The sequence below is a fragment of the Variovorax sp. 10N432 genome (assembly GCF_056394465.1).
In genome coordinates this window covers 47085-70289 of sequence record NZ_JBFTHX010000013.1, presented here as the reverse complement: position 1 = coordinate 70289, position 23205 = coordinate 47085, and the positions used below count along the sequence as shown (strand labels likewise).

The window sequence follows — 23205 nt, the reverse complement described above, 5'->3', positions numbered from 1 at the left end:
GCCTTCAGACGGACGGCGTCCACAGCCGTTCGCCGCCGCCGTCGAGGTGCGTCAGGTACAGCCGGAGATCGAACTCGTGCTGGTGGTAGTCGGGCTCCATGTGCATGCAGAGCTTGTAGAAGGCCTTGTCGTGCTCGCGCTCCTTCATGTGCGCCAGCTCGTGCACGACGATCATCCGCAGCCACTCGATCGGCACTTCCTTGAACAGGCTGGCCACCCGGATCTCGCGCTTGGCCTTGAGCTTGCCGCCCTGCACGCGCGAGACCGTGGTGTGGGTGCCGAGGGCGTTGCGGATCACGTGCAGCTTGTTGTCGAACACCACTTTCGAGAGCGGCTCGGCGTTGCGCAGGAATTCGCTTTTCAGGTCGCTCACGTAGTCGTAGAGCGCGCGGTCGGTGCGGATCTCGTGCGGGGCGCCGTAGCGCTTCTGCAGCCAGTCGCCGAGCCTGCCTTCGGCGACGAGTTTCTCGACCTGGGCGCGCAGCGCCGCGGGGTACGCGGCGAGGTACTTCATGCGGGTTGCGGCGTCCGCTTGCCGGGGGTGGCCGAAGGGGCCGCGGCCGCATAGGCCAGGCCGGCCGCCACGCCGCCGAACAGGTCGCCTTCGACCAGGTCGACGCCGGGGAAGGCGGCGCGCAGCGCGCTCTGGAAAGGGCGCAGCGCCGAGGAGCCCCCGGTCAGGTAGATGGCGTCGAGGTCGCTGGCCTGGAGGCCGGCGCGCTGCACGCAGTCGCGGGCGCAGGCGACCACGCTGTCGAGCAAGGCCGACAGGTGTTGCGCCATGTCGGCCGCGCTCAAGGCGGCCTGCAGGCCGCGCTCCGCGCACGACAAGTCGATCGATACCTCGCCGTTGGTCATCGAGGAGCGGATCTTGGCCTCCTCGACCTCGCTGGCGACGCGGTGGCCCTCGCGGTTCACGAGCACGTTCATGAGGCGGTCGTGCAGCCGCGTGTCGAGGTAGCTGCTGCGCAGTTCCTGCACCTGGCGAACCGACTTCGGCGCTTGCAGCCAGTTGATCAGGTGCCAGGTCGAGAGGTCGAAGAAGGTGCGGCTCGGCACTTCGCGGCCCTGTGGCCCGTGGTGGCGGAAGCCCAGCAGCGGCATGGCGCAGGCGAGGCTGAGCCGCTGGTCGTAGTCGGTGCCGCCGATGTGCACGCCGGTGGTGGCCAGGACGTCGCCGGCGCGATCGGGGTGGCCCATGCGCTCGGGGCCGAGCCGAACCACCGTGAAGTCAGAGGTGCCGCCGCCGATGTCGACGATCAGCACCAGCGATTCGCGCGTCACGCGGCGCTCGAAGTCGAAGGCGGCCGCGATCGGTTCGTACTGGAACGACACCTCGCCGAGTCCGGCGTTTTCGGCCGCCTGGCGCAGCGAGGCCTCGGCCTGCGCGTCGCGCTTGTCGTCGTCGTCGACGAAGCGGATCGGGCGGCCGATGACGACCCGGCCCGGATGCGCGCCGAGCTGCTCGCGCGCCCGGCTGCCCAGCTCGGACAGGAACAGCGTGATGATGTCCTCGAAGCTGACCAGCTGGTTGTCGATCTCGGTCGGTTCCTGCATCAGCGCGCTGCCCAGGATGCTCTTGAGCGAACGCATCAGCCGGCCTTCGGTGCCGGCCAGGTAGAGCGCCATCGCCTCGCGGCCGAAATGCGTGCTCCGGTCTTCGGAATTGAAGAAGATCGCGGTCGGGATCGCGATCGCCGGGCCTTCGAGCAGCAGCGGACGGGCGCGGCCGTCCTCGCCCACGAAGGCGGCGGCGGAATTCGACGTCCCGAAGTCGATCCCGATCGCGGGTGCGGGCCGGCTCAAGACTCGCGCCGCAGGGCCGGGAACAGGATCACGTCGCGGATGCTCGGCGAGTCGGTCAGGAGCATCATCAGGCGGTCGATGCCGATGCCGCAGCCGCCGGTGGGCGGCATGCCGTATTCGAGCGCGCGCACGAAGTCGTGGTCGTAGAACATGGCCTCGTCGTCGCCGCTGTCCTTGGCCGCCACCTGGGCGTTGAAGCGCGCGGCCTGGTCCTCGGCGTCGTTGAGCTCGCTGAAGCCGTTGCCGAACTCGCGGCCCGTGATGTAGAGCTCGAAGCGCTCGGTGACCTCGGGACGCTCGTCGTTGGCGCGCGCCAGCGGCGAGATCTCGGTCGGGTGCTCCATGATGAAGGTCGGCTGCCAGAGCTTTTCTTCGACGGTTTCCTCGAAGTACATGACCTGCAGGCTCGCCAGGCTGCGCTGCGATAGCTTGTCCTTTTCTTCGCTGAGGCCGAGCTTGCGCAGGGCATTGACCAGCCAGGCGGCGTCGTCGACATTGGCGCCGGCGTCGGTGTGCTTCAGGATCGCCTCGCGGATCGTCAGCCGCTCGAAGGGCTGGGCGAGGTCGACCGGCTTGCCCTGGTATTCGAGCTGCTGGCTGCCCACCGCCTTGTCGGCGATGGTGCGGATCAGCGTCTCGGTGAAGTCCATCAGGTCGCGGTAGTTCCAGTAGGCCGCATAGAACTCCATCATCGTGAATTCCGGGTTGTGCCGGACCGAGATGCCTTCGTTGCGGTAGCTGCGGTTGATCTCGAACACGCGCTCGAAGCCGCCGACGATCAGCCGCTTGAGGTACAGCTCGGGCGCGATGCGCAGGAACATTTCCTGGTCGAGCGCGTTGTGGTGCGTCTTGAAGGGCTTGGCGTTGGCGCCGCCCGGGATCGGATGCAGCATCGGCGTCTCGACCTCGAGGAAGTCGTTGGCCACCATGAACTCGCGCAGCGCGCTGACGGCCTTGCTGCGGGCCGCGAAGCGCTCGCGCGCGGCGCCGTCGGTGATCAGGTCGACATAGCGCTGGCGGTACTTCTGCTCCTGGTCGGCCATCCCGTGGAACTTGTCGGGCAGCGGCCGCAGGCTCTTGGTCAGCAGGCGCAGCTGCGTGACCTTGACCGACAGCTCGCCGGTCTTGGTCTTCATGAGCGTGCCGACGGCGCCGATGATGTCGCCGAGGTCCCAGCGCTTGAAATCGGCGTAGGCCTCTTCGCCGATCGCGTCGCGCTGGACATAGAGCTGGATGCGGCCGGTGGCGTCCTGCAGGGTGGCGAAGCTGGCCTTGCCCATCACCCGCTTGAGCATCATGCGGCCGGCCACGCTGACCTCGATCGGCGTCGCCTCCAGCACTTCGGCCTCGGTCTCGCCGTGGGCGGCGACGAGCGCCACCGCGCGGTGGCCGGGCTTGAAGTCGTTCGGGAACGCGACGCCCTTGCCTTCCGCCTGCGCGCTGCGCAGCGCCTTGAGCTTCTCGCGCCGTTCGGCGATGAGCTGGTTGTCGTCGACGGCGGGCGCCGATGCGGGGGCCGCGGCGGGCGCGGGAACGGAGGGAATCAGGTGGTCGGACATGGGCGCTGGAGTGGGGGCGCGGCAAAAAGCGCGCAACCCGCCATTTTAACGGGCGAAGGCCGAGCGCGATCGCATGCAGGGGCCCCAGGCCGGCGCCGGGCCGCCCCAAGGCGGCCTGCGGCCCCCTCGGGGGGCAGCGACCCACACGAAGTGGGGGAGCGTGGGGGCCACGGCCGGCGCCGGGCCGCCCCAAGGCGGCCTGCGGCCACCTCGGGGGGCAGCGACCCACACGAAGTGGGTGAGCGTGGGGGCCAGCTACTTCGAGATGCCGGCCCGCGCAAGGAGGTCGCTGACGAGTTCGAGGCGCATCAGCGGGCTGTCGAGCGCCATCAGCCTCTGCTTGAGCTCGGTTTTCATCGGCAGCAATTCGCACCAGCGGTTCGCGACCCAGCCGCAATCCTCGAACCGGTACGGCTCGCCGATCGGCAGCCGCACGCCATCGCCGCCTTCCATGCGGCGCCGCTCCTCGAGGGTGTCGACCAGGCGCCGGAGGGCGTCGGCCGTGTGCTGGAGATCGTCTGGCAGGGCCAGTGGAACGTCGTCGGGGACGGCGTCGACCTCGGCGGTCCAGAGGCCGTGCTTCTGCAGTTCGCTCGAGCGCAGCCGGAAGCGTTGCGTGCCGACGCATTCGATCTGCATCAGGCCGGCCTGCGGGGCGTCGAATTCGCGGATCACGGCCAGCGTGCCGACCTCGGCGAAGGATTCGGCTTCGGCACCGGGCCGGCGAACCTCCTGGCCCTGCGTCAGCGAGACGACGCCGAAAGGGGCGCCATTGCGGTGGCAGCGGCCGATCATGTCGAGGTAGCGGACCTCGAAGATGCGCAGCGGCAGCAGCCCGTCGGGAAACAGCACCGTGCCGAGCGGGAACAAAGGAAGGGCGCGCAGAAGGGGTTGTGTCGTCATCGATGAACCTTGGCGTGGCTATCATCGCATTCCTTCACGACCAAGCGCCATGTTCTATCAGATCCCCTCGTTCCTGCTCGACGTGATCGTCGGCCTCCTGGGCGGCGCCTGCCTGCTGCGTCTCTACATGCAATACCACCGGGTGCCCTTCGGCAATCCGCTCGGGCGCTTCGTGTTCGCGGTCAGCGACTGGATCGTGCTGCCGCTGCGCCGCGTGATTCCGTCGGTGAAGCGCTGGGACCTGGCCAGCGGGGTGGCCGCCTGGCTGCTGGTGCTGGCCAAGTTCCTGCTGCTGTGGCTGCTGCTGGGCGGCATCGGACGCTGGGCCGTGCTGCCGCTGGTGTCCCTGATCGGGCTGCTTCAGCTCGCGGTGTCCGGGCTGACCGCGCTGCTGATCGTCCACGCGGTGCTGTCCTGGGTGCCCAACGCATCGTCGATGCTGCACGACCTGATCGCGCGCCTGGCCGAACCGTTGGTACGGCCGCTGCGCCGCTTCATTCCGCTGGTCGGCGGCGTCGACCTGTCGGTGCTGGCCGCGATCGTGCTGCTGCAGGTGGTCGCGATCGTCCTCGGCAACCTGATGCAAGGCGCCTTCACGCTCGGGTGAAGGCGCGCGGCGCGGCTAGTCCACCGCGTCGGCGGGCTGGCGCAGCAACATGGCCAGGGTGCTGGCGATGGTCTTGCGCAGTTCGCGGCGGTCGCAGATGAAGTCGACCGCGCCCTTGGTCTGCAGGAACTCGGCGCGCTGGAAGCCCTCGGGCAGGGTCACGCGCACGGTAGATTCGATCACGCGCGGGCCGGCGAAGCCGATCAGCGCCTTGGGCTCGGCGATGACGACGTCGCCGACGAAGGCGAAGCCGGCGCTCACGCCCCCCATCGTCGGGTCGGTCAGCACGCTGATGTAGGGCAGGCCCTTCTTGGCCAGGCGGGTGAGCGACGCATTGGTCTTGGCCATCTGCATCAGCGACAGCAGGCCTTCCTGCATGCGCGCGCCGCCGGTGGCGGTGAAGCACACGAAAGGCACCTTCTGCTCGATGGCTGTCTCGACGCCGCGCACGAAGCGCTCGCCGACCACGCTGCCCATGCTGCCGCCCATGAAGTCGAACTCGAAGCAGGCGACCACCAGGTTGATGCTGTGCACCGAGCCGCCGATCACGACCAGGGCATCGGTCTCGCCGGTGTTCTCGAGCGCTTCCTTGAGCCGCTCGGGGTACTTGCGGCTGTCCTTGAATTTCAGGGCGTCGACCGGCAGCACTTCCTGGCCGATTTCGTAGCGGCCCTCGGGGTCGAGGAAGGCGTCGAGACGCGCCCGCGCACCGATGCGGTGGTGGTGGCCGCAGCTCGGGCAGACGTTCTGGTTGTGCTCCAGGTCGGTCTTGTAGAGCACGGTTTCGCAGCTCGGGCACTTGATCCAGAGGCCCTCGGGCATCTGGCGCCGCTCGCTCGGGTCGGTCGGCGTGATCTTGGGGGGAAGCAGTTTTTCAAGCCAGCTCATGGTGCTCCTTCGTTGGCATGGATTATCCGCCAGTCGCGGACCGGGGCAGGGCGTCGAGCGCCTGGCGGATCCCGGCCAGGAAGTCGCGCACCGCCGGCACCACCGCGTCGCGCGGCTGGCCGTCGATCAGCTGGATGATGCGGGTGCCGATCACGACCGCGTCGGCGGCCGCGCCGACCGCCTGGGCGGTGCCGGCGTCGCGGATGCCGAAGCCCACGCCGACCGGCACGCCCACGTGCCGGCGGATGCGCGGCAGCATGCGGCCGACGGCGTCGGTGTCGAGATGGCCGGCGCCGGTCACGCCCTTGAGCGAGACGTAGTAGACGTAGCCGCTGGCGATCCGGCCGACCTGCGCCATGCGCTCGTCGGTGCTGGTCGGTGCCAGCAGGAAGATCAGGTCGATGCCATGGGCCTTCAGGGCGGCGGCGAAGTCCTCGCATTCCTCGGGCGGGTAGTCGACCACCAGCAGGCCGTCGACGCCGGCCGCCGCGGCGTCGCGGATGAAGGCACCCTTGCCGTGCACGCCGTCGTAGCGCTCGACCGGGTTGGCATAGCCCATCAGCACCACCGGCGTGGCCTGGTCCTGCTCGCGGAAGGCGGCGACCATGGCCAGCACCTGCTTCATGCCGACGCCGAGCGCCAGCGCGGCCTCGCCGGCCTGCTGGATCACCGGGCCGTCGGCCATCGGGTCGGAAAACGGCACGCCGAGCTCGATCACGTCGGCACCGGCGGCGACCATGCCGTGCATCAGGGCGGGCGTGATGTCGGCATAGGGGAAGCCGGCCGTCACGTAGGGAATCAATGCCTTGCGGCCCTGTTTCTGCAGGGCGTCGAAGGTGGCGGCGATCCGGCTCATCACTTGCCTCCCTTCACTTGCAGGCCGCGCATCGACGGCCGGTCGTAGAAGTCGACCCCCGACAGGTCGGCCACGGTGCCGATGTCCTTGTCGCCGCGGCCCGAAAGGTTGACCAGGATCGACTGGTCCGGCCGCATGGTCTTCGCCAGCTTCATGGCGTAGGCGAAGGCGTGGCTCGATTCGAGCGCCGGGATGATGCCCTCGGTGCGGCACAGGTAGTGGAAGGCCTCCAGCGCCTCTGTGTCGGTGATGCCGACGTACTCGGCGCGGCCGATGTCGGCCAGGTAGGCATGCTCGGGGCCGACGCCGGGATAGTCGAGGCCGGCGCTGATGCTGTGGGTCTCGGTGACCTGGCCGTCGTCGTTCTGCAGCAGGTAGGTGCGGTTGCCGTGCAGCACGCCCGGGCTGCCGCGCAGGATCGAGGCCGAATGCTTGCCGCTGTCCAGGCCTTCGCCGGCGGCCTCGACCCCGATCAGCCGTGTGCGCTCGAACGGGATGTACGGGTGGAAGATGCCCATCGCATTGCTGCCGCCGCCGACGCAGGCCACGACCACGTCGGGCTGGCGGCCTTCGGCCTCGCCCGTGATGCCCTGCGCCGCCAGCATGGCCGGCATCTGCGCGATGCACTCGGTGCCGATCACGCTCTGGAAGTCGCGCACCATCATCGGGTAGGGGTGCGGGCCGGCCACCGTGCCGATGATGTAGAAGGTGTTCTCGACATTGGTGACCCAGTCGCGCATGGCTTCGTTGAGCGCGTCCTTCAGGGTCTTGCTGCCCGATTCGACCGGCACCACGGTGGCGCCGAGCAGGTTCATGCGGTAGACGTTCGGGCTCTGGCGCTTGACGTCCTGGCTGCCCATGTAGACCACGCATTCGAGGCCGTAGCGGGCGCAGATGGTGGCCGTGGCCACGCCATGCTGGCCGGCGCCGGTCTCGGCGATCACGCGCGGCTTGCCCATGCGCTTGGCGAGCATGGCCTGGCCGATCGTGTTGTTGACCTTGTGGGCGCCGGTGTGGTTCAGGTCCTCGCGCTTCAGGTAGATCTGGGCGCCGCCGATCTCGCGGCTGGTGCGCGCCGCATGGTAGATCGGCGAGGGGCGGCCGACGAAATGCGCCAGCTCGTAGTGGAATTCGGCGAGGAATTCGGGGTCGTCCTTGTAGCGGGCGTAGGCGTCGCGCAGTTCGCTGATCGCGTGGGTCAGCGTCTCGCTGGCGAAGGTGCCGCCGTAGATGCCGAAATGGCCGCTGGCGTCGGGTTGCTGGTAGGTGTCCATGGTCTCGATTCGTTGGGCCGGCGCCCGCGGATCGAGGCGGGGCAGCCAGCTAGGGAAGGGCATCGGCCGCACGCACGGCGGCCACGAATGCGTGAATCTTCTCGGCGTCCTTCAGGCCCTTGGCGGCCTCGACGCCCGAACTCACGTCAACGGACAGCGACTTGCAGCGCGTCCGCAGCTGACGAATGCCATCGCCCACGTTTGCAGGTGCGAGCCCACCACTCAAGACGAGGTGAGCGTCGACGGCGGGTGGAAGAAGTGACCAATCGAATGCCTTGCCGCCACCGCCATAGGCTTCGACATGGGCGTCGAGCAGGATGGCGTGGGCGCGGGAGTAATCGGACGCGTATTTTACGAGGTCGAAGGAAGCCCCGGCGGCGCCGAGCGGAATCCGGGCCGCGCGCATGAAGCGGTGGCGGCCGCGGCCGCTGGCTTCCCAGCAAAGTTCTGGCGATTCGTCACCGTGGAACTGGGCCATGGCACCGGCCACGCGCGCCAGTGCATCGAGGGTCGCCGGCACCGATTCGTTGACGAACAGCAGCACCGGCGTCACGAAGGGCGGCAGCCGCGCGGCCAGCTCGGCGGCGCGCTCGACGCTCACCGCGCGCGGACTGGCGGGATAGAGCACGAAGCCGATCGCATCGGCGCCGGCCGCGATGGCGGCGTCGACGTCGGCCTCACGCGTCAGGCCGCAGATCTTGATCCGGGTGCGGGCGAGCGGGGCGTTCATGGCGGACCATCATACGCAGCACCTCCGGCCTGCAGCGTCGCCTCCGGCGGCAGGCCCCAGCCGGCGTCGTACAACGGGCCGAGGAAATACAGGCCGGCCGGCGAGAAAGTCGGCGCCGCCACCACCCGGCTGCGCGCGGCCAGCACGTCGGCCATCCAGTCGGGCGGCGCGTCGCCGCGGCCGATGCGCACCAGGCAGCCCATGATGTTGCGAATCATGTGGTGCAGGAACGCGTCGGCCTCGAATTCGAAATGCCAGCGGCAGCGCTCGCCCTCGCCGTGGCGCGTGATCTCGATGCGGCGCAGGTCCTTGACCGGCGAGCGCGCCTGGCAGGCCGAGGCGCGGAAGGAGCTGAAATCGTGCTGCCCGACCAGGATGGCGGCGGCGGTCCGCATCGCATCGCCGTCGAGCGGATGCATCGTCCAGCCGACCCGGCCGGCGTCCAGGCTCGGGCGCACCGGCGATTGGGACAGCACGTACAGGTAGCGGCGGGTCAGCGCGCTGGCGCGGCAGTGGAACTGGTCGGGCACCGGCTGCGCCCATTGGACCGCGATGTCGGGCGGCAGGAACCGGTTGGTGCCGCGGACCCAGGAGAAGGGCGTGCGGACGACCGAGGTATCGAAATGCACCACCTGCATCAGGCCGTGGACGCCGGTGTCGGTGCGGCCGGCGCACAGCGTCGAGATCGGCTGGGCGGCAAACTGGGCCAGGGCCGCCTCGAGCTTGTCCTGCACCGTGAGGCCCGAGAGCTGGCTTTGCCAGCCCTGGTAGGCCTGTCCGTTGTAGCGGATACCGAGGGCCAGCCTCACAGCGGAATCGGCGGCCGCATGGCCGCTCAGCGCAATTGGCCGAGCAGTTGCTTGGCTTCGGCCTTGATGTCGCCGGCGCTCTCGGCGGCGACTTCCTCGACCAGCGAGCGGGCGCCTTCGACGTCGCCCAGCGCCTTCAGTTCGCGCGCCAGCGACAGCTTGATCGCGTGCGGGTTCTCGCTGCTGTCGTCGATCGTCTCGAGGCGGCCGCGCTCGGTGTCGGGCGGGTTGCGGTTCGACAGGCCGGCCAGCGAACTCATGTCGAATTCGATGAAGCCGGAGTCGGCGGGCAGGCCGGAACGCAGCGGTGCCGGCTGGGTGCGTTCCTCGTCGGCGTGGGCCGAGGAACGCGCCATCGGCTCCAGCGCGCCGGGCGCTGTATCGAAGTCGTTCTCGAGGTCGAGGCGGCTGATGGCCGGGGCGGCCGGCCGGTGGCCGTTGAGCGGCGCCGTGACGGTGCTCGGCAGTTCGGCGGCGGCCGGGACCGGCTTGTGCACCGGGGCCGGCGTGATCGGCAGGCTGGCCGTGATGGGTGCCGGGGCGGTCGCGGCCGGTGGCGTGCTCAGTTCGAGATCGAAGTCCAGCGGTGCCACCGAGGGCACGAAGGCCGGCGGCGGCGCTTCGACTTCCGGCGCGGGCGCGAGCGGGGCGGGGGCGCTGGCAGCGGCCAGCGTGCCGGCGAAGGCGGCGGCTTCGGCGGCGGACACGCCACCCCGGCTGCCGGTCTCGTAGAGCGGATTGCCCGGATCGAGCTCCTTGCCGAGCTCGACCACGCGATTCCAGTCGCTGCCGGTGCCGCCGGTGAGCTTGTGGACGTCGGCCGCGAGCGCTTCGTAGGCGCGCAGGTCGCGGCGCTTGGCGTGGATCTCGAGCAGCTTGAGGTGGATGGCGGTGCGTTCCGGATTGACCCGCAGGGCCTCACGCAGGATTTCCTCGGCCTGCAGGTCGCGGCCATAGGCGAGGTAGACGTCGGCTTCGGCCACCGGATCGACGTCGCCGGCGTCCAGCTGGCTCGGCGAGTACGACAGCGACGACACCACGGAGTTGCCGCGGTTCTTGGTGTCGACCGATTCGCCGCCGCTGGCGCCGAAGAAGGAGTCCTTGGGGATGCGGCTTTCGATGAAGACGCTGTCGCCGGCATCGCGGCGCTTGCGGCCGAGCACGCGGTAGAGCAGGAAGCCGATCAGCAGGGCGATCAGGGCGGCCGCTCCGGCCATCAGCGGGTTGTCGAGCAGTTCGGAGAAGAAGCTCTGCTGCGCGGGCGGCGGCGGAGGCGGCGCCTTGACGACCGGCTTGGCGGCAGCGGCGGGCGGCGCCGCCGCGGGTGCGACGGCGGCCGGCGCGGCGGCTGCAGCCACCGTCGGCGCGACCACGGCCGGCGTTGTCGCCGCGGCCGGGGTTGCGGGCGCAGGGCTGGCGGCCGGCGCAGGTGCGGCAGCGGCCGGCACAGGCGTCGCAGCGGCCGGCGCCGTCGAGGCCGTGGGTGCCACCGACGCGGGAGCCGCCGCTGGGGCTGGAGCCGCTGCCGCGGGCGCCGGCGCGGCACCGGTGGCGGCCTGGATCTTGTTCAGCTCGGAGATGTTCTTGGACAGCTCGGCCACGCGCGCATTGCTGGCCTGCGCCTGCTTCGCCTGGGCGATCTGCTCTTCGGTCGGGCGGCCCGGGGCGAGGCCCTGGGAGATCTTGAGCTTGTCGCTGGATGCGTTCGCCGCATTGCGATCCTCGACATTGGCTTGCAGCTTGCCGGAGGTCTGGCGATCGGCGTCGGCGACTTTCGAGGTCGGCGCATTGTCGGCCAGGCGGCGGCGGTATTCGCCGAAGTCCTGGCTCTGGGCCGTCACGGTGCGGCGGGCCTCGGCCGCCGGGACGGCCTCCGCCTGGGGTGCGCCGGGCAGTTCGAGCACCGCGCCGGCCTTGATCCGGTTGACGTTGCCGCCGATGAAGGCGTTCGGATTGGCGCGCAGCAGCGCCACCAGCATCTGGTCGAGCGAGACCTCGGCCGGCTTGTAGGCGGCCGCGATCTTGCTGGCGGTGTCGCCCGGCTGGACCTTGACCTGCTCGCCGCCGTTCGAGGTGCGGACCGTGCCGCTGTCCGCAGCGGCGGGCGCGGGTGCGGGCGCCGCCGCGGCGACCGGGCGTTCGCGCCGCACGGGAGGTGCCTGCACTTCGGCCGGCAGGACGCGCTGCGGGGGTGCGGCGGAGATCTGCGGTGCCACCGGGGCCACCGGCGCGGCTGCCTGCCGGCTGGTCGGCGGGTCGAGCAGGACGGTGTAGTCGCGCACGACGCGTCCCGAACCCCAGTTGGCTTCGAGCAGCAGGTCGACGAAGGGCTCGCTCAGCAGGCGGTTGCTGGTGAGGCGGACCACGTAGCGGCCGTCGGCGCGCTTCTGGACGCCGACGCGGACGTCCGACAGCGCCGCGTTGTAGGGCACGCCGGCGGCACGGAAGGCCTCGGACGAGGCGATGTTGACCTTGAGGCTGTCGGCTTCGGCGGCCGTGATCTCGGTGACCTCGATCTCCGCCCGCAGGGGTTCGCCCAGCGCCGACTGAACATTCAGCCGTCCCAGCGCGAGTGCGCTGGCGTCAGCGGCCAGGCCGCCGCCCAGAGTCAGGGCGACCGCCGCGCTCAGCAGCGTGAGCTGACTCCGGCCAGGGGTCGTCGAACTCGAGGGGGTGGCCGAAAGGCGGGCCGCAGGCAACGGTTGTCGTGTCATGCTGGTAGGGGCAGCTCGGCCCAAAAGTGTAAGGGGACGTTAACATCAACACCCTGCACTGACAAGGCGACAAGGCTTATCTACCCAGTGCGTGCAAACTTCGTCATGCATTTGCCGTTGCTGTTGAGCAACGGCGCGGGCACCTGAAGGTGCCCGCAAGCCGGTTCAGGCCTCCAGCAGGATGCGCAGCATGCGGCGCAGCGGCTCGGCCGCGCCCCACAGCAGCTGGTCGCCGATCGTGAAGGCGCCGACGTATTCGGGGCCCATGGCGAGCTTGCGCACGCGGCCGACGGGGATCGACATGGTGCCGGTGACGGCCACCGGCGTCAGGTCCTTGACGGTCGCCTCGCGGGTGTTCGGCACCACCTTGACCCATTCGTTGTCAGCAGCGATCAGGGCCTCGATGTCGGCCACGGGCACGTCCTTCTTGAGCTTGAAGGTCAGCGCCTGGCTGTGGCAGCGCATCGCGCCGATGCGCACGCAGAAGCCGTCGACCGGCGTCGCCGCGGTGCCGAACTGCGCGCCCTGGCCGAGGATCTTGTTGGTCTCGGCGCCGCCCTTCCACTCTTCCTTGCTCATGCCGTCGCCCAGGTCCTTGTCGATCCAGGGGATCAGGCTGCCGCCCAGCGGGGCGCCGAAATTGGCCGTTTCGGCGGCGCTCAGCGACTGTTGCTTGGCCAGCACCTTGCGGTCGATCTCGAGGATGGCCGACTTCGGGTCGTCGAGCAGCGAGCGCACCTCGGCGTTGATCGTGCCGAACTGGGTCAGCAACTCGCGCATGTGCTGCGCGCCGCCGCCCGAGGCCGCCTGGTAGGTCATGCTGGTCATCCACTCGACCAGGCCGGCCTTGTAGAGCGCGCCGACGCCCATCAGCATGCAGCTGACGGTGCAGTTGCCGCCGATCCAGTTCTTGCCGCCCTTGGCGAGCGCGTTCTGGATCACGGGCAGGTTGACCGGGTCGAGCACGATGATCGCGTCGTCGTTCATGCGCAGCGTGGACGCGGCGTCGATCCAGTGGCCCTTCCAGCCGGCGGCGCGCAGCTTGGGGAACACCTCGGTCGTGTAGTCGCCGCCCTGGGCGGTGATGACGATGTCGCACTTCTGGAGCGCGGCGATGTCGTGGGCGTCCTTGAGCGTGGTCTCGTTCTTGGCCATCGCCGGGGCCTTGCCACCGGCGTTGGAGGTCGAGAAGAAGACCGGCTCGATGAGTCCGAAGTCGCCTTCGGCCTGCATCCGGTCCATCAGGACCGAGCCGACCATGCCGCGCCAGCCCACCAGGCCGACCAGAGGTTGATTTGCGTTCGCCATTTCAATTTGCCCTTGTGAAAAAAGAAAAAACTTCTCTTTGCGCCCGGCTCGTCAGAGCCGGGGAGGGCGTGACGAAGCGGGCTGGTTTAGCCGGTAATCGTCTTTTTGGTGATGGCAGCCACCACGGCGTCGCCCATTTCGCGGGTGCCGACCTTGGTGGTGCCCGCGGACCAGATGTCTGCCGTGCGCAACCCCTGGGCCAGCACGGACTGGACCGCCGACTCGATCCGGTCGGCAGCCTCGGGCTGGTTGAGGGAGAAACGAAGCATCATGGCAGCGGACAGGATTGTAGCCAAAGGATTGGCAACCCCTTTGCCGGCAATGTCGGGCGCACTGCCGTGGCTGGGCTCGTAGAGGCCCTGGTTGCTGGCGTTCAGCGAGGCCGAGGGCAGCATGCCGATCGAGCCGGTGAGCATCGCGGCCTCGTCCGAGAGGATGTCGCCGAACATGTTGCCGGTGACCACGACGTCGAATTTCTTCGGCGCCTTGACCAGCTGCATGGCGGCGTTGTCGACGTACATGTGGTCGAGCTCGACGTCCGGGTACTCCTTGCCGACCTCGGTCACGATGTCCTTCCAGAACTGGAAGGTCTCGAGCACGTTGGCCTTGTCGACGCTGGTCACGCGCTTGCTGCGCTTGCGCGCCGCCTGGAAGGCGACGTGGGCGATGCGCTCGACCTCGGGGCGCGAGTAGCGCATGGTGTCGAAGGCTTCCTCGGCGCCTGGGAAGTGGCCGTCGACCGCGGTCCGGCGGCCGCGCGGCTGGCCGAAGTAGATGTCGCCGGTCAGCTCGCGGATGATGAGGATGTCGAGGCCCGAGATCAGCTCGGGCTTGAGGCTGGAGGCGCCGACCAGCTGCTCGTAGCAGATCGCCGGGCGGAAATTGGCGAACAGGCCAAGGTTCTTGCGCAGGCCCAGAATGGCCTGCTCGGGACGCAGCGAGCGCTCGAGCTTGTCGTACTTCCAGTCGCCGACGGCGCCGAACAGCACGGCATCGGCTTCCTTCGCCAGCTTGAGGGTGGCGTCGGGCAGCGGATGGCCGTGGGCCTCGTAGGCGGCGCCGCCGACCAGGGCCGATTCCATCTCGAACTTGAGGTCGAGCGTTTCGAGCACGCGGATGGCTTCGGCGACGATCTCGGTGCCGATGCCGTCACCGGGGAGGACTGCGATTTTCATGGTGTCTGGGGTGGCTTGGAAAAAAGATGAAAGGGTTTCAGGCGTCGAGCATGGTGTGGGCCAGCCAGGGCTTCTGCGCCAGGCGGGCCGCCTCGAAAGCCTTGATCTTGTCCTTGTGGCGCAGCGTGAGGCCGATGTCGTCGAGTCCGTTGACCAGGCAGTACTTGCGGAAGGCCTGGACGTCGAAGGCGAATTCGCCGCCGTCCGGCTTGATGACCACCTGGCGCTCGAGGTCGATCGTCAGGCTGTAGCCCGGGAAGGCGAAGGTCTGGTCGAACAGCTCGGCGACCTGCGCTTCAGGCAGCACGATCGGCAGCAGGCCGTTCTTGAAGCTGTTGTTGAAGAAGATGTCGGCATAGCTCGGCGCGATGATCGCGCGGAAGCCGTACTGGTCGAGTGCCCAGGGCGCATGTTCGCGCGACGAGCCGCAGCCGAAGTTCTGGCGCGCCAGCAGGATCGATGCGCCGGCGTAGCGCGGCTGGTTCAGCACGAAGTCGGGGTTCGGCTTGCGCGATGCCGGATCCTGGCCCGGCTCGCCCGGATCGAGGTAGCGCCAGGCGTCGAACAGGTTCTGGCCGAATCCGGTCTTGCGGATCGATTTCAGGAACTGCTTCGGGATGATCGCGTCGGTGTCGACGTTCTCGCGGTCCATCGGTGCCACGAGGCCCTTGTGTACGGTGAATTTCTGCATGGTGATCCAATCAGTTGAGGACAGAGCAAGATTGCTTCGCAATTCTTGGTCTGTCCCGCAAGGTCTCAGGAGAACTGTCGAACATCGACGAAGTGGCCGTGCACCGCGGCGGCGGCGGCCATCGCGGGGCTCACGAGGTGGGTGCGCCCGCCCGCGCCCTGGCGGCCTTCGAAGTTGCGGTTGCTGGTCGAGGCGCAGCGCTCGCCCGGCTCGAGGCGGTCGGCGTTCATGGCCAGGCACATCGAGCAGCCGGGCTCGCGCCACTCGAAGCCCGCGGCCTTGAAGATCTGGTCGAGCCCTTCGCGCTCGGCCTGCGCCTTCACCACGCCGGAGCCCGGCACGACCATCGCGAGCTTGACGTTCTTGGCGACCTTCTGGCCGAGCTTCTTGACCACGGCCGCGGCCTCGCGCATGTCCTCGATGCGGCTGTTGGTGCAGGAGCCGATGAACACCTTGTCGATGAAGATGTCGTTCATGGGCTTGTTGGGCTCCAGTCCCATGTAGACCAGGGCGCGTTCGATCGCGCCGCGCTTGTTGGGATCCTTCTCCTTGTCGGGATCGGGCACGCGGCCATCGACCGGCACCACCATCTCGGGCGAGGTGCCCCAGGTGACCTGCGGCTTGATCTGCGCGGCGTCGAGCTCGACCACGAGGTCGAAGTGCGCGCCGGGGTCGGAGTGCAGGGTCTTCCAGTACGCGACCGCCAGGTCCCATTCGATGCCGGTCGGCGCCAGCGGACGGCCCTTGACGTAGGCGATGGTCTTTTCGTCGACCGCCACCAGGCCGGCGCGCGCGCCGGCCTCGATCGCCATGTTGCAGACCGTCATGCGGCCTTCCATGCTGAGGTCGCGGATCGCCGAACCGGCGAATTCGATCGTGTAGCCGGTGCCGCCGGCGGTGCCGATCCGGCCGATGATCGCCAGCACGATGTCCTTGGCGGTGCAGCCGAGCGGCAGCTTGCCCTCGACCTTCACGAGCAGGTTCTTCGCCTTCTTGCCGAGCAGCGTCTGGGTCGCCATGACGTGCTCGACCTCGCTGGTGCCGATGCCGTGCGCCAGCGCGCCGAAGGCGCCGTGCGTGGAGGTGTGCGAGTCGCCGCAGACCACGGTCATGCCGGGCAGGGTGGCGCCCGACTCGGGCCCGATCACGTGCACGATGCCCTGGCGCTTGCTCAGGAACGGAAAGAACGCGGCGGCGCCGAATTCCTTGATGTTGCTGTCGAGGGTCGTGACCTGTTCCTTGCTGGTCGGGTCGGCGATGCCGTCGTAGCCGCGCTCCCAGCCGGTGGTCGGCGTGTTGTGGTCGGCCGTGGCCACCACCGAGCTGATGCGCCACAGTTTGCGGCCGGCCTCGCGCAGTCCTTCGAAGGCTTGCGGGCTGGTTACTTCGTGCACCAGGTGGCGATCGATGTAGAGGATCGCGGTGCCGTCTTCCTCGGTGTGGACGACGTGTTCGTCCCAGAGTTTGTCGTAGAGCGTGCGTGCCATGGGTCTCTTTCGTGGGGAGGTGATTGTCTTATGCGGCCAGCTGCGCGGGCGTCGCGGCAGCGGGCGTGTGCAGGTGCTTGACCAGCATGCGGGCGGCGACCGGCAAGGTCGAGAAGTCGCGGGCGATGAGCCGGATCTGGCGTGCCGCCCAGGCGTCCTGGAGCGCCACGGAGGTCAGGCCGCGGCCGATGCCGCCCTGCATCAGCTCGAAGGCCCGCAGCGGCATCACGCCGACGCCGAGGCCGTTCTCGATCATCCGGCACATCGCGTCGAGGCCGGTCACGTGGATTCGCAGGCGGATGCTGCGGTTGGCGGCCAGGGCGGCCTGATGCATCGCGACGTAGATCGAACTGTTGCTGTGCAGGCCGACATGGTCGTAGTCGAGCGAATCGACGAAGGCGATCGAGCGCCTGGACGCCAGCATGTGGCCGGCCGGCACGATCAGCGCGAGCGCGTCATCGCGGTAGGGCAGGCTCTGGAGTTCGTTGCTGCCTTCGGCGACATGGCAGACGCCGAGGTCGGCAGCCCCTTCATGGACGGCCCGCACGACTTCGCTGCTCAGGTGCTCCTCGAGGTCGATCTTGATCGCGTCGTGCTCGCGCGTGAAGGCACCGAGGTCCTCGGGCAGGAACTGGACGATCGCCGAGATGTTGGCGTGGACCCGGACATGCCCGCGCACGCCGTCGGCGTATTCGCTCAGTTCGCCCTGCATCTTCTCGAGGCTGTAGAGCACCGAGCGGGCATGGTGCAGCAGGCTTTCGCCGGCCGGCGTCAGGTCGACGCCGCGCGCATGGCGGTAGAGCAGGGGCGTTCCGAGCGTGGCTTCGAGGTCGGACAGGCGCTTGCTGATCGCCGACGCCGCGATGAATTCGCGCTCGGCGGCGCGGCCGATGCTGCCGAGCTCGCAGACGGCCACGAACAACTGCAGCGACGTGAGGTCGATGCGGCGGGCAAAACTGCGTTCGGATGAGGTCATCGGGGCTTGGCATCTCGTTCAGAGATGGAAGCCCGCATTTTCCCCCTGTTTCGAGGCTTTGGCCATCGTGATACGAGATGGCCAAGATGCCGCGGCGCGATGGCGCCGCGGCTCGCTTCGCTACTGCTTCTTGGTGGCGGCGTCTTCCATCTTTTGACCGCCCTTCTGGATGTCCTGGCCGGCACCCTTCATGGTGTTGCAGCCGGCGAGCGGCACGGCGAAGGCAAAGGCGACGGCGATCATGGCGGCAAGCTTCTTCATGGCGGAACTCCTTCTCGGTTGGTTGACGCGCCCAAGTTATTCGCCTGCCGTGTGCGCGCTTGTCAGCCAAGACGCAAAAAAGCTGCCCGTGGGCAGCTTTCCTGGATGAGGGCCTGACGGCAATCAGCGCTGGGCGATCGGCTTGACGTCGCGCTTGACCGAGCCTTCGAAGAGCTGGCGCGGACGGCCGATCTTGTAGTCCGGGTCGCCGATCATTTCGTTCAGCTGGGCGATCCAGCCCACGGTGCGGGCCAGCGCGAAGATCGCGGTGAACAGCGGCACCGGGATGCCGATCGCGCGCTGCACGATGCCCGAGTAGAAGTCGACGTTCGGGTAGAGCTTGCGGGAGACGAAGTATTCGTCTTCGAGTGCGATCTTCTCGAGCGCCATCGCGAGCTTGAACAGCGGGTCGTTCTCGAGGCCCAGTTCGCCCAGCACTTCCTTGCAGGTTTCCTGCATCAGCTTGGCGCGCGGGTCGTAGTTCTTGTAGACGCGGTGCCCGAAGCCCATCAGCTTGACGTTGGAGTTCTTGTCCTTGACCTGCTTGATGAACTCGCCGATCTTCTCGACGCCGCCAGCCTTCTGGATGTCGTAGAGCATGTTGAGCGCCGCCTCGTTGGCGCCGCCGTGGGCCGGGCCCCAGAGGCAGGCCACGCCGGCCGCGATCGCCGCGAAGGGGTTGGTGCCCGACGAGCCGCACAGGCGCACGGTCGAGGTCGATGCGTTCTGCTCGTGGTCGGCGTGCAGGATGAAGATGCGGTCGAGCGCGCGCTCGAGCACCGGGCTCACCTTGTACTCCTCGCACGGCGTCGCGAACATCATGTGCAGGAAGTTGCCCGCGTAGCTGAGTTCGTTCTTCGGGTACATGTAGGGCTGGCCCACGGTGTACTTGTAGGCCATGGCGACCAGGGTCGGCATCTTGGCGATCAGGCGGATCGCGGCGATCTCGCGGTGCTTCGGATTGTTGATGTCCGTGCTGTCGTGATAGAAGGCCGACAGGGCGCCGACCAGGCCGGTCATGATGGCCATCGGGTGGGCGTCGCGGCGGAAGCCGCGCAGGAAGAACTGCATCTGCTCGTTGACCATCGTGTGGTTGGTCACGAGCTTGGTGAAGTTGGTCTTCTTGGCTTCGTCGGGCAGTTCACCGTACAGCAGCAGGTGGCAGGTCTCGAGGAAGTCGCAGTTGGTCGCGAGCTGCTCGATCGGGTAGCCGCGGTACAGCAGTTCGCCCTTGTCGCCATCGATGTAGGTGATGGCCGATTCGCACGAGGCCGTCGACATGAAGCCCGGGTCGTAGGTGAACATGCCCGTCTGGGCGTAGAGCTTGCGGATGTCGATCACGTCAGGGCCCAGGGTGCCCTTGTAGATCGGCAGCTCGACGTTCTGTCCGCCGTTGCTGAACGACAGAGTGGCCTTGTTCTCGGATGCTTTCATTTCGAGTGTCTTTCAAAGAATGGATCAGGAAGATAGGGATTTCGCACCGTCGCTGCGCATCAGCCGCAGCAGTTCGACCACCTCGGCCCCGGCCCATCCGGGCTCGGGCTCCTTTCGCGCGAGCAGGAGGTCGAGCAGGTCGTTGTCCGACAGGTCCATCAATGTCTCCAGTGCCTGTGCCTGCCCGCAGGTCAGGCTTGCCTCGTGCCGTTCGAAAAAGCGGGCAATGAACAGGTCGTTTTCAAGCAAGCCGCGCCGGCAGCGCCACTTGAGCTTGCTCAGCGCGCGCTCGCTGATCGGCTCGGAAGGGTTGTCGGTGGCTGGCATCGGGGCTCTCGTCAGGACTAGATGGCGCGGCGCACCATCAGTTCCTTGATCTTGCCGATCGCCCGGGTCGGATTCAGGTTCTTCGGGCAGACGTCGACGCAATTCATGATCGAGTGGCAGCGGAACAGGCGGTACGGGTCCTCGAGGTTGTCCAGGCGCTCGGCGGTGGCTTCGTCGCGGCTGTCGGCGATGAAGCGGTAGGCCTGCAGCAGGCCGGCCGGACCGACGAACTTGTCGGGGTTCCACCAGAAGCTCGGGCAGCTGGTCGAGCAGCTGGCGCACAGGATGCACTCGTACAGGCCGTTCAGCTCGTCGCGCTCCTCGGGCGACTGCAGGCGTTCCTTTTCGGGCGGCACGGTGTCGTTCTGCAGGTACGGCTTGATCGAGTTGTACTGCTTGAAGAACTGCGTCATGTCGACGATCAGGTCGCGGATCACCGGCAGGCCGGGCAGCGGCTTGAGCACGATCGTGCCCTTGAGCGTCAGCATGTTGGTCAGGCAGGCCAGGCCGTTCTTGCCGTTGATGTTCATCGCGTCGGAGCCGCAGACGCCTTCGCGGCAGGAGCGGCGGAACGACAAGGTCGGGTCCTGCGCCTTGAGCTTCATGAGGGCGTCGAGCAGCATGCGCTCGTGGCCGTCGAGTTCGATCTCGACGGTCTGCATGTAGGGCTTGGCGTCCTTGTCCGGGTCGTAACGGTAGATTTGAAAAGTGCGCTTCATCGTGGGATACCTCTAGTCAGTCTCAGAATGTCCGAACCTTGGGCGGCACCGACGCCACCGTCAGCGGCTGCAGCTTGACCGGCTTGTACGAGAGGCGGTTGTCCTGGCTGTACCAGAGCGTGTGCTTCATCCAGTTGGCGTCGTCGCGGCCCAGCGGCGCGACCGGGTCGTCGGCCGGACGCTCGTAGTCTTCCACCGTGTGGGCGCCGCGGCATTCCTTGCGGGCGGCGGCCGACACCATCGTGGCCTGTGCGACTTCGATCAGGTTGTCGACTTCGAGGGCTTCGATGCGGGCGGTGTTGAACACCCGCGACTTGTCCTTCAGCGTGACCGCGGCGACGCGCTGGCGCACGGCGGCGATCTTCTGCACGCCTTCGTCCATCGAGGCCTGCTTGCGGAACACGGCCGCGTGCTGCTGCATGACCGAGCGGATCTCGTTGGCCACGTCCTGCGCGTATTCGCCCGCGGTCGAGGCCTCGAGCTGGTTCAGGCGCTCCAGCGTGCGGTCGGCCGCATCGGCCGGCAGGTCCTTGTGTTCCTTCAGCTTGTCGTTGAACTGGACGATGTGATTGCCGGCCGCGCGGCCGAACACCAGCAGGTCGAGCAGCGAGTTGGTGCCCAGGCGGTTGGCGCCGTGCACGCTCACGCAGGAGCATTCGCCGACCGCGTAGAGGCCGTTGACCACGGCGCTGTTGTCTTCGCCCTTCTGGATCACGACCTGGCCGTTGATGTTGGTCGGGATGCCGCCCATCTGGTAGTGGATGGTGGGCACCACCGGGATCGGCTCCTTGGTGATGTCGACGTTGGCGAAGTTGACGCCGATCTCGTACACCGAGGGCAGCCGCTTGTGGATGGTCTCGGCACCGAGGTGGTCGAGTTTCAGCAGCACGTAGTCCTTGTTGGGACCGCAGCCACGGCCTTCCTTGATCTCCTGGTCCATCGAGCGCGAGACGAAGTCGCGCGGCGCCAGGTCCTTGAGCGTCGGCGCGTAGCGTTCCATGAAGCGCTCGCCGTTGCTGTTGAGCAGGATCGCGCCTTCGCCGCGGCAGCCTTCGGTCAGCAGCACGCCGGCGCCGGCCACGCCGGTCGGGTGGAACTGCCAGAACTCCATGTCCTGCAGCGGGATGCCGGCGCGGGCCGCCATGCCGAGGCCGTCGCCGGTGTTGATGAAGGCATTGGTCGAGGCCGCGAAGATGCGGCCGGCACCGCCGGTCGCCAGCAGCACGGTCTTGGCCTGCAGGATGTGCAGGTCGCCGGTTTCCATCTCGAGCGCGGTCACGCCGACCACGTCGCCTTCGGCGTCGCGGATCAGGTCGAGGGCCATCCACTCGACGAAGAACTGGGTCCGGGCCTCGACGTTCTTCTGGTAGAGCGTGTGCAGCATCGCGTGGCCGGTGCGGTCGGCGGCGGCGCAGGCGCGCTGCACCGGCTTCTCGCCGTAGTTCGCGGTGTGGCCGCCGAACGGACGCTGGTAGATCGTGCCGTCGGGATTGCGGTCGAAAGGCATGCCGAAGTGCTCGAGCTCGTAGACGACCTTCGGCGCTTCGCGGCACATGAACTCGATCGCGTCCTGGTCGCCGAGCCAGTCGGAGCCCTTGATCGTGTCGTAGAAGTGGTAGTGCCAGTTGTCCTCGCTCATGTTGCCGAGCGAGGCGCCGACGCCGCCCTGGGCAGCGACGGTGTGCGAGCGGGTCGGGAACACCTTGGAGAGCACGGCGACGTTGAGGCCGGCGCGTGCCAGTTGCAGCGAGGCGCGCATGCCGGAGCCGCCGGCGCCGATGATGACGACGTCGAACTTCCGCTTGGTGATTTGTTCTTTTGTGTATGACATGGGGTTACAGCCTCCAGAGCACTTGAATGGCCCAACCCGCGCAACCCACAAGCCAGACGATGGTGAAAACTTGGCACAGCAGGCGGATGCCGACCGGCTGGACGTAGTCCATCCAGACATCGCGCATGCCGACCCAGACGTGATAGAGAAGCGAAGAGATCACCACGAAGGTGAGCACCTTCATCCATTGAGCGGCGAAGATGCCGGCCCAGAGGTCGTAGCCGATCGGGCCGCGCTTGAAGATCACCTGCGCCAGCAGGATGACGGTGAAGAGCGCCATCAGGGCGCCGGTGATGCGCTGGCTGAGCCAGTCGCGCAATCCGTAGTGCGCGCCGACGACGATGCGCTTGGAGCCGTAGTTCACAGACATTTCAGTTTCCTTGCGCAATCAGTAGAGACCGAACAGCTTGGCGCCGAGGACGACGGTCAGCAGGATGCTCAGGAAGAGAGTGGCGAGCGCGGTGCTGTTGCCGGACTTCTTGTCGACCGCGTGATGGTTCACGTCCATGTAGAGGTGGCGCAGGCCGGCGATGAAGTGGTGCAGGTAGGCCCAGATCAGCGCCAGGGCGACGAGCTTGATGAACCAGCCCGGGACGAAGCCGAGCCCGACATTGAAGGCGGCCGTGAAGCGGGCGAACGAGATCTCGGAGGACACCGAGGTGTCGAACATCCAGATGATGAACGGCAGCAGCAGGAACATCAGCACCCCGCTCACGCGGTGCAGGATCGACACGATGCCGGCCGGCGGCAGCCGGTAGGTGGTCAGGTCGGAAAGGGGGTTGATATTGCGGAACTCTCGCCGCGGCTGTCGGGGTGGGGTGGCCAACTCTGTCATGGGGGCTTTCGGGTT

The 23205-nt window shown here is 67.8% G+C and carries 23 protein-coding genes; 1 reads left to right on the top strand and 22 read right to left on the bottom strand.

Annotation, left to right across the window (positions count from 1 at the left end; genetic code table 11):
- Window positions 1-4: 4 nt before the first annotated feature.
- The 4 genes from AC1DF3_RS16985 to AC1DF3_RS16970 all read right to left on the bottom strand — a co-directional run bounded on the left by AC1DF3_RS16985 (window position 5) and on the right by AC1DF3_RS16970 (window position 4268).
- A complete protein-coding gene (locus AC1DF3_RS16985) occupies window positions 5-514 on the bottom strand; it encodes a YgjP-like metallopeptidase domain-containing protein (RefSeq protein ID WP_286536972.1) in 510 nt (169 codons plus the stop codon).
- Window positions 511-1806 (bottom strand): Hsp70 family protein, encoded by a 1296-nt coding sequence (locus AC1DF3_RS16980; RefSeq protein ID WP_478140276.1) that lies wholly within the window; start codon window positions 1804-1806, stop codon window positions 511-513. The genes AC1DF3_RS16985 and AC1DF3_RS16980 overlap by 4 nt, the downstream gene beginning before the upstream one ends.
- Window positions 1803-3365 carry a lysine--tRNA ligase gene (gene lysS, locus AC1DF3_RS16975; RefSeq protein WP_478140275.1) on the bottom strand — a complete coding sequence of 521 codons (1563 nt, stop codon included), beginning with the start codon at window positions 3363-3365 and terminating at the stop codon, window positions 1803-1805. Before lysS ends, AC1DF3_RS16980 begins: the two co-directional genes overlap by 4 nt.
- Before the next feature lie 255 nt (window positions 3366-3620).
- Window positions 3621-4268 carry an LON peptidase substrate-binding domain-containing protein gene (locus tag AC1DF3_RS16970; protein ID WP_478140274.1) on the bottom strand — a complete coding sequence of 216 codons (648 nt, stop codon included), beginning with the start codon at window positions 4266-4268 and terminating at the stop codon, window positions 3621-3623.
- Between the two features lie 49 nt (window positions 4269-4317).
- Here AC1DF3_RS16970 and AC1DF3_RS16965 point away from each other — a divergent pair, with 49 nt between their 5' ends.
- Window positions 4318-4875 carry a YggT family protein gene (locus tag AC1DF3_RS16965; protein ID WP_286526842.1) on the top strand — a complete coding sequence of 186 codons (558 nt, stop codon included), beginning with the start codon at window positions 4318-4320 and terminating at the stop codon, window positions 4873-4875.
- Window positions 4876-4890: 15 nt separating this feature from the next.
- On the opposite strand, the gene accD is transcribed toward AC1DF3_RS16965, so the two are convergent.
- From accD to sdhC, 18 genes are all read right to left on the bottom strand, one after another.
- Window positions 4891-5763: an acetyl-CoA carboxylase, carboxyltransferase subunit beta gene (accD, locus tag AC1DF3_RS16960; protein ID WP_478140273.1), complete on the bottom strand. Its 873-nt coding sequence runs from the start codon at window positions 5761-5763 to the stop codon at window positions 4891-4893.
- A 22-nt stretch (window positions 5764-5785) separates the two neighbouring features.
- Window positions 5786-6619 carry a tryptophan synthase subunit alpha gene (trpA, locus tag AC1DF3_RS16955; RefSeq protein ID WP_478140272.1) on the bottom strand — a complete coding sequence of 278 codons (834 nt, stop codon included), beginning with the start codon at window positions 6617-6619 and terminating at the stop codon, window positions 5786-5788.
- Window positions 6619-7893: a tryptophan synthase subunit beta gene (gene trpB / locus AC1DF3_RS16950; protein WP_286536977.1), complete on the bottom strand. Its 1275-nt coding sequence runs from the start codon at window positions 7891-7893 to the stop codon at window positions 6619-6621. Before trpB ends, trpA begins: the two co-directional genes overlap by 1 nt.
- 49 nt (window positions 7894-7942) lie before the next feature.
- Complete coding sequence (locus AC1DF3_RS16945) at window positions 7943-8623, bottom strand: phosphoribosylanthranilate isomerase (RefSeq protein WP_286536978.1); 681 nt, start codon at window positions 8621-8623, stop codon at window positions 7943-7945.
- A complete protein-coding gene (truA, locus tag AC1DF3_RS16940; RefSeq protein WP_286536979.1) occupies window positions 8620-9432 on the bottom strand; it encodes a tRNA pseudouridine(38-40) synthase TruA in 813 nt (270 codons plus the stop codon). Before truA ends, AC1DF3_RS16945 begins: the two co-directional genes overlap by 4 nt.
- Window positions 9433-9458: 26 nt before the next feature.
- Window positions 9459-12146: a FimV/HubP family polar landmark protein gene (locus AC1DF3_RS16935; RefSeq protein WP_478140271.1), complete on the bottom strand. Its 2688-nt coding sequence runs from the start codon at window positions 12144-12146 to the stop codon at window positions 9459-9461.
- A gap of 165 nt (window positions 12147-12311) precedes the next feature.
- Entirely contained in the window at window positions 12312-13454 is a 1143-nt protein-coding gene (gene asd / locus AC1DF3_RS16930) for an aspartate-semialdehyde dehydrogenase (protein ID WP_286368400.1), read from the bottom strand.
- Between the two features lie 86 nt (window positions 13455-13540).
- Window positions 13541-14629, bottom strand: a complete 1089-nt coding sequence (gene leuB / locus AC1DF3_RS16925) for a 3-isopropylmalate dehydrogenase (RefSeq protein ID WP_286536981.1) — start codon at window positions 14627-14629, stop codon at window positions 13541-13543.
- Window positions 14630-14666: 37 nt separating this feature from the next.
- Window positions 14667-15320, bottom strand: coding sequence for a 3-isopropylmalate dehydratase small subunit (gene leuD, locus AC1DF3_RS16920; protein ID WP_478140270.1), 654 nt, complete (start codon window positions 15318-15320; stop codon window positions 14667-14669).
- A gap of 65 nt (window positions 15321-15385) precedes the next feature.
- Window positions 15386-16807: a 3-isopropylmalate dehydratase large subunit gene (gene leuC / locus AC1DF3_RS16915; protein ID WP_478140269.1), complete on the bottom strand. Its 1422-nt coding sequence runs from the start codon at window positions 16805-16807 to the stop codon at window positions 15386-15388.
- A 28-nt stretch (window positions 16808-16835) separates the two neighbouring features.
- Complete coding sequence (locus AC1DF3_RS16910; protein WP_478140268.1) at window positions 16836-17783, bottom strand: LysR substrate-binding domain-containing protein; 948 nt, start codon at window positions 17781-17783, stop codon at window positions 16836-16838.
- 120 nt (window positions 17784-17903) lie between these two features.
- A complete protein-coding gene (locus tag AC1DF3_RS16905; RefSeq protein ID WP_286526830.1) occupies window positions 17904-18044 on the bottom strand; it encodes an entericidin A/B family lipoprotein in 141 nt (46 codons plus the stop codon).
- 123 nt (window positions 18045-18167) lie between these two features.
- The gene (gene gltA / locus AC1DF3_RS16900; RefSeq protein ID WP_286526829.1) at window positions 18168-19478 is read right to left on the bottom strand and encodes a citrate synthase; all 1311 of its coding nucleotides are present in this window, start codon (window positions 19476-19478) and stop codon (window positions 18168-18170) included.
- Window positions 19479-19502: 24 nt separating this feature from the next.
- Window positions 19503-19805 (bottom strand): FAD assembly factor SdhE, encoded by a 303-nt coding sequence (locus tag AC1DF3_RS16895; RefSeq protein ID WP_286536985.1) that lies wholly within the window; start codon window positions 19803-19805, stop codon window positions 19503-19505.
- 17 nt (window positions 19806-19822) lie between these two features.
- Complete coding sequence (locus AC1DF3_RS16890; RefSeq protein WP_286526827.1) at window positions 19823-20524, bottom strand: succinate dehydrogenase iron-sulfur subunit; 702 nt, start codon at window positions 20522-20524, stop codon at window positions 19823-19825.
- A gap of 22 nt (window positions 20525-20546) precedes the next feature.
- A complete protein-coding gene (gene sdhA, locus AC1DF3_RS16885; RefSeq protein ID WP_286536986.1) occupies window positions 20547-22355 on the bottom strand; it encodes a succinate dehydrogenase flavoprotein subunit in 1809 nt (602 codons plus the stop codon).
- Between the two features lie 4 nt (window positions 22356-22359).
- Window positions 22360-22725, bottom strand: a complete 366-nt coding sequence (sdhD, locus tag AC1DF3_RS16880) for a succinate dehydrogenase, hydrophobic membrane anchor protein (protein WP_478140267.1) — start codon at window positions 22723-22725, stop codon at window positions 22360-22362.
- Between the two features lie 18 nt (window positions 22726-22743).
- Window positions 22744-23190, bottom strand: a complete 447-nt coding sequence (sdhC, locus tag AC1DF3_RS16875; protein WP_286536988.1) for a succinate dehydrogenase, cytochrome b556 subunit — start codon at window positions 23188-23190, stop codon at window positions 22744-22746.
- Window positions 23191-23205: the final 15 nt, after the last annotated feature.

Coding starts and splice junctions, on each gene's coding strand:
- AC1DF3_RS16985 (WP_286536972.1), bottom strand. CDS start 514: ATGAAGTACCTCGCCGCGTACCCCGCGGCGCTGCGCGCCCAGGTCGAG.
- lysS (WP_478140275.1), bottom strand. CDS start 3,365: ATGTCCGACCACCTGATTCCCTCCGTTCCCGCGCCCGCCGCGGCCCCC.
- AC1DF3_RS16970 (WP_478140274.1), bottom strand. CDS start 4,268: ATGACGACACAACCCCTTCTGCGCGCCCTTCCTTTGTTCCCGCTCGGC.
- AC1DF3_RS16965 (WP_286526842.1), top strand. CDS start 4,318: ATGTTCTATCAGATCCCCTCGTTCCTGCTCGACGTGATCGTCGGCCTC.
- accD (WP_478140273.1), bottom strand. CDS start 5,763: ATGAGCTGGCTTGAAAAACTGCTTCCCCCCAAGATCACGCCGACCGAC.
- trpA (WP_478140272.1), bottom strand. CDS start 6,619: ATGAGCCGGATCGCCGCCACCTTCGACGCCCTGCAGAAACAGGGCCGC.
- trpB (WP_286536977.1), bottom strand. CDS start 7,893: ATGGACACCTACCAGCAACCCGACGCCAGCGGCCATTTCGGCATCTAC.
- AC1DF3_RS16945 (WP_286536978.1), bottom strand. CDS start 8,623: ATGAACGCCCCGCTCGCCCGCACCCGGATCAAGATCTGCGGCCTGACG.
- AC1DF3_RS16935 (WP_478140271.1), bottom strand. CDS start 12,146: ATGACACGACAACCGTTGCCTGCGGCCCGCCTTTCGGCCACCCCCTCG.
- asd (WP_286368400.1), bottom strand. CDS start 13,454: ATGGCGAACGCAAATCAACCTCTGGTCGGCCTGGTGGGCTGGCGCGGC.
- leuB (WP_286536981.1), bottom strand. CDS start 14,629: ATGAAAATCGCAGTCCTCCCCGGTGACGGCATCGGCACCGAGATCGTC.
- leuD (WP_478140270.1), bottom strand. CDS start 15,320: ATGCAGAAATTCACCGTACACAAGGGCCTCGTGGCACCGATGGACCGC.
- leuC (WP_478140269.1), bottom strand. CDS start 16,807: ATGGCACGCACGCTCTACGACAAACTCTGGGACGAACACGTCGTCCAC.
- AC1DF3_RS16910 (WP_478140268.1), bottom strand. CDS start 17,783: ATGACCTCATCCGAACGCAGTTTTGCCCGCCGCATCGACCTCACGTCG.
- AC1DF3_RS16905 (WP_286526830.1), bottom strand. CDS start 18,044: ATGAAGAAGCTTGCCGCCATGATCGCCGTCGCCTTTGCCTTCGCCGTG.
- gltA (WP_286526829.1), bottom strand. CDS start 19,478: ATGAAAGCATCCGAGAACAAGGCCACTCTGTCGTTCAGCAACGGCGGA.
- AC1DF3_RS16895 (WP_286536985.1), bottom strand. CDS start 19,805: ATGCCAGCCACCGACAACCCTTCCGAGCCGATCAGCGAGCGCGCGCTG.
- AC1DF3_RS16890 (WP_286526827.1), bottom strand. CDS start 20,524: ATGAAGCGCACTTTTCAAATCTACCGTTACGACCCGGACAAGGACGCC.
- sdhA (WP_286536986.1), bottom strand. CDS start 22,355: ATGTCATACACAAAAGAACAAATCACCAAGCGGAAGTTCGACGTCGTC.
- sdhD (WP_478140267.1), bottom strand. CDS start 22,725: ATGTCTGTGAACTACGGCTCCAAGCGCATCGTCGTCGGCGCGCACTAC.
- sdhC (WP_286536988.1), bottom strand. CDS start 23,190: ATGACAGAGTTGGCCACCCCACCCCGACAGCCGCGGCGAGAGTTCCGC.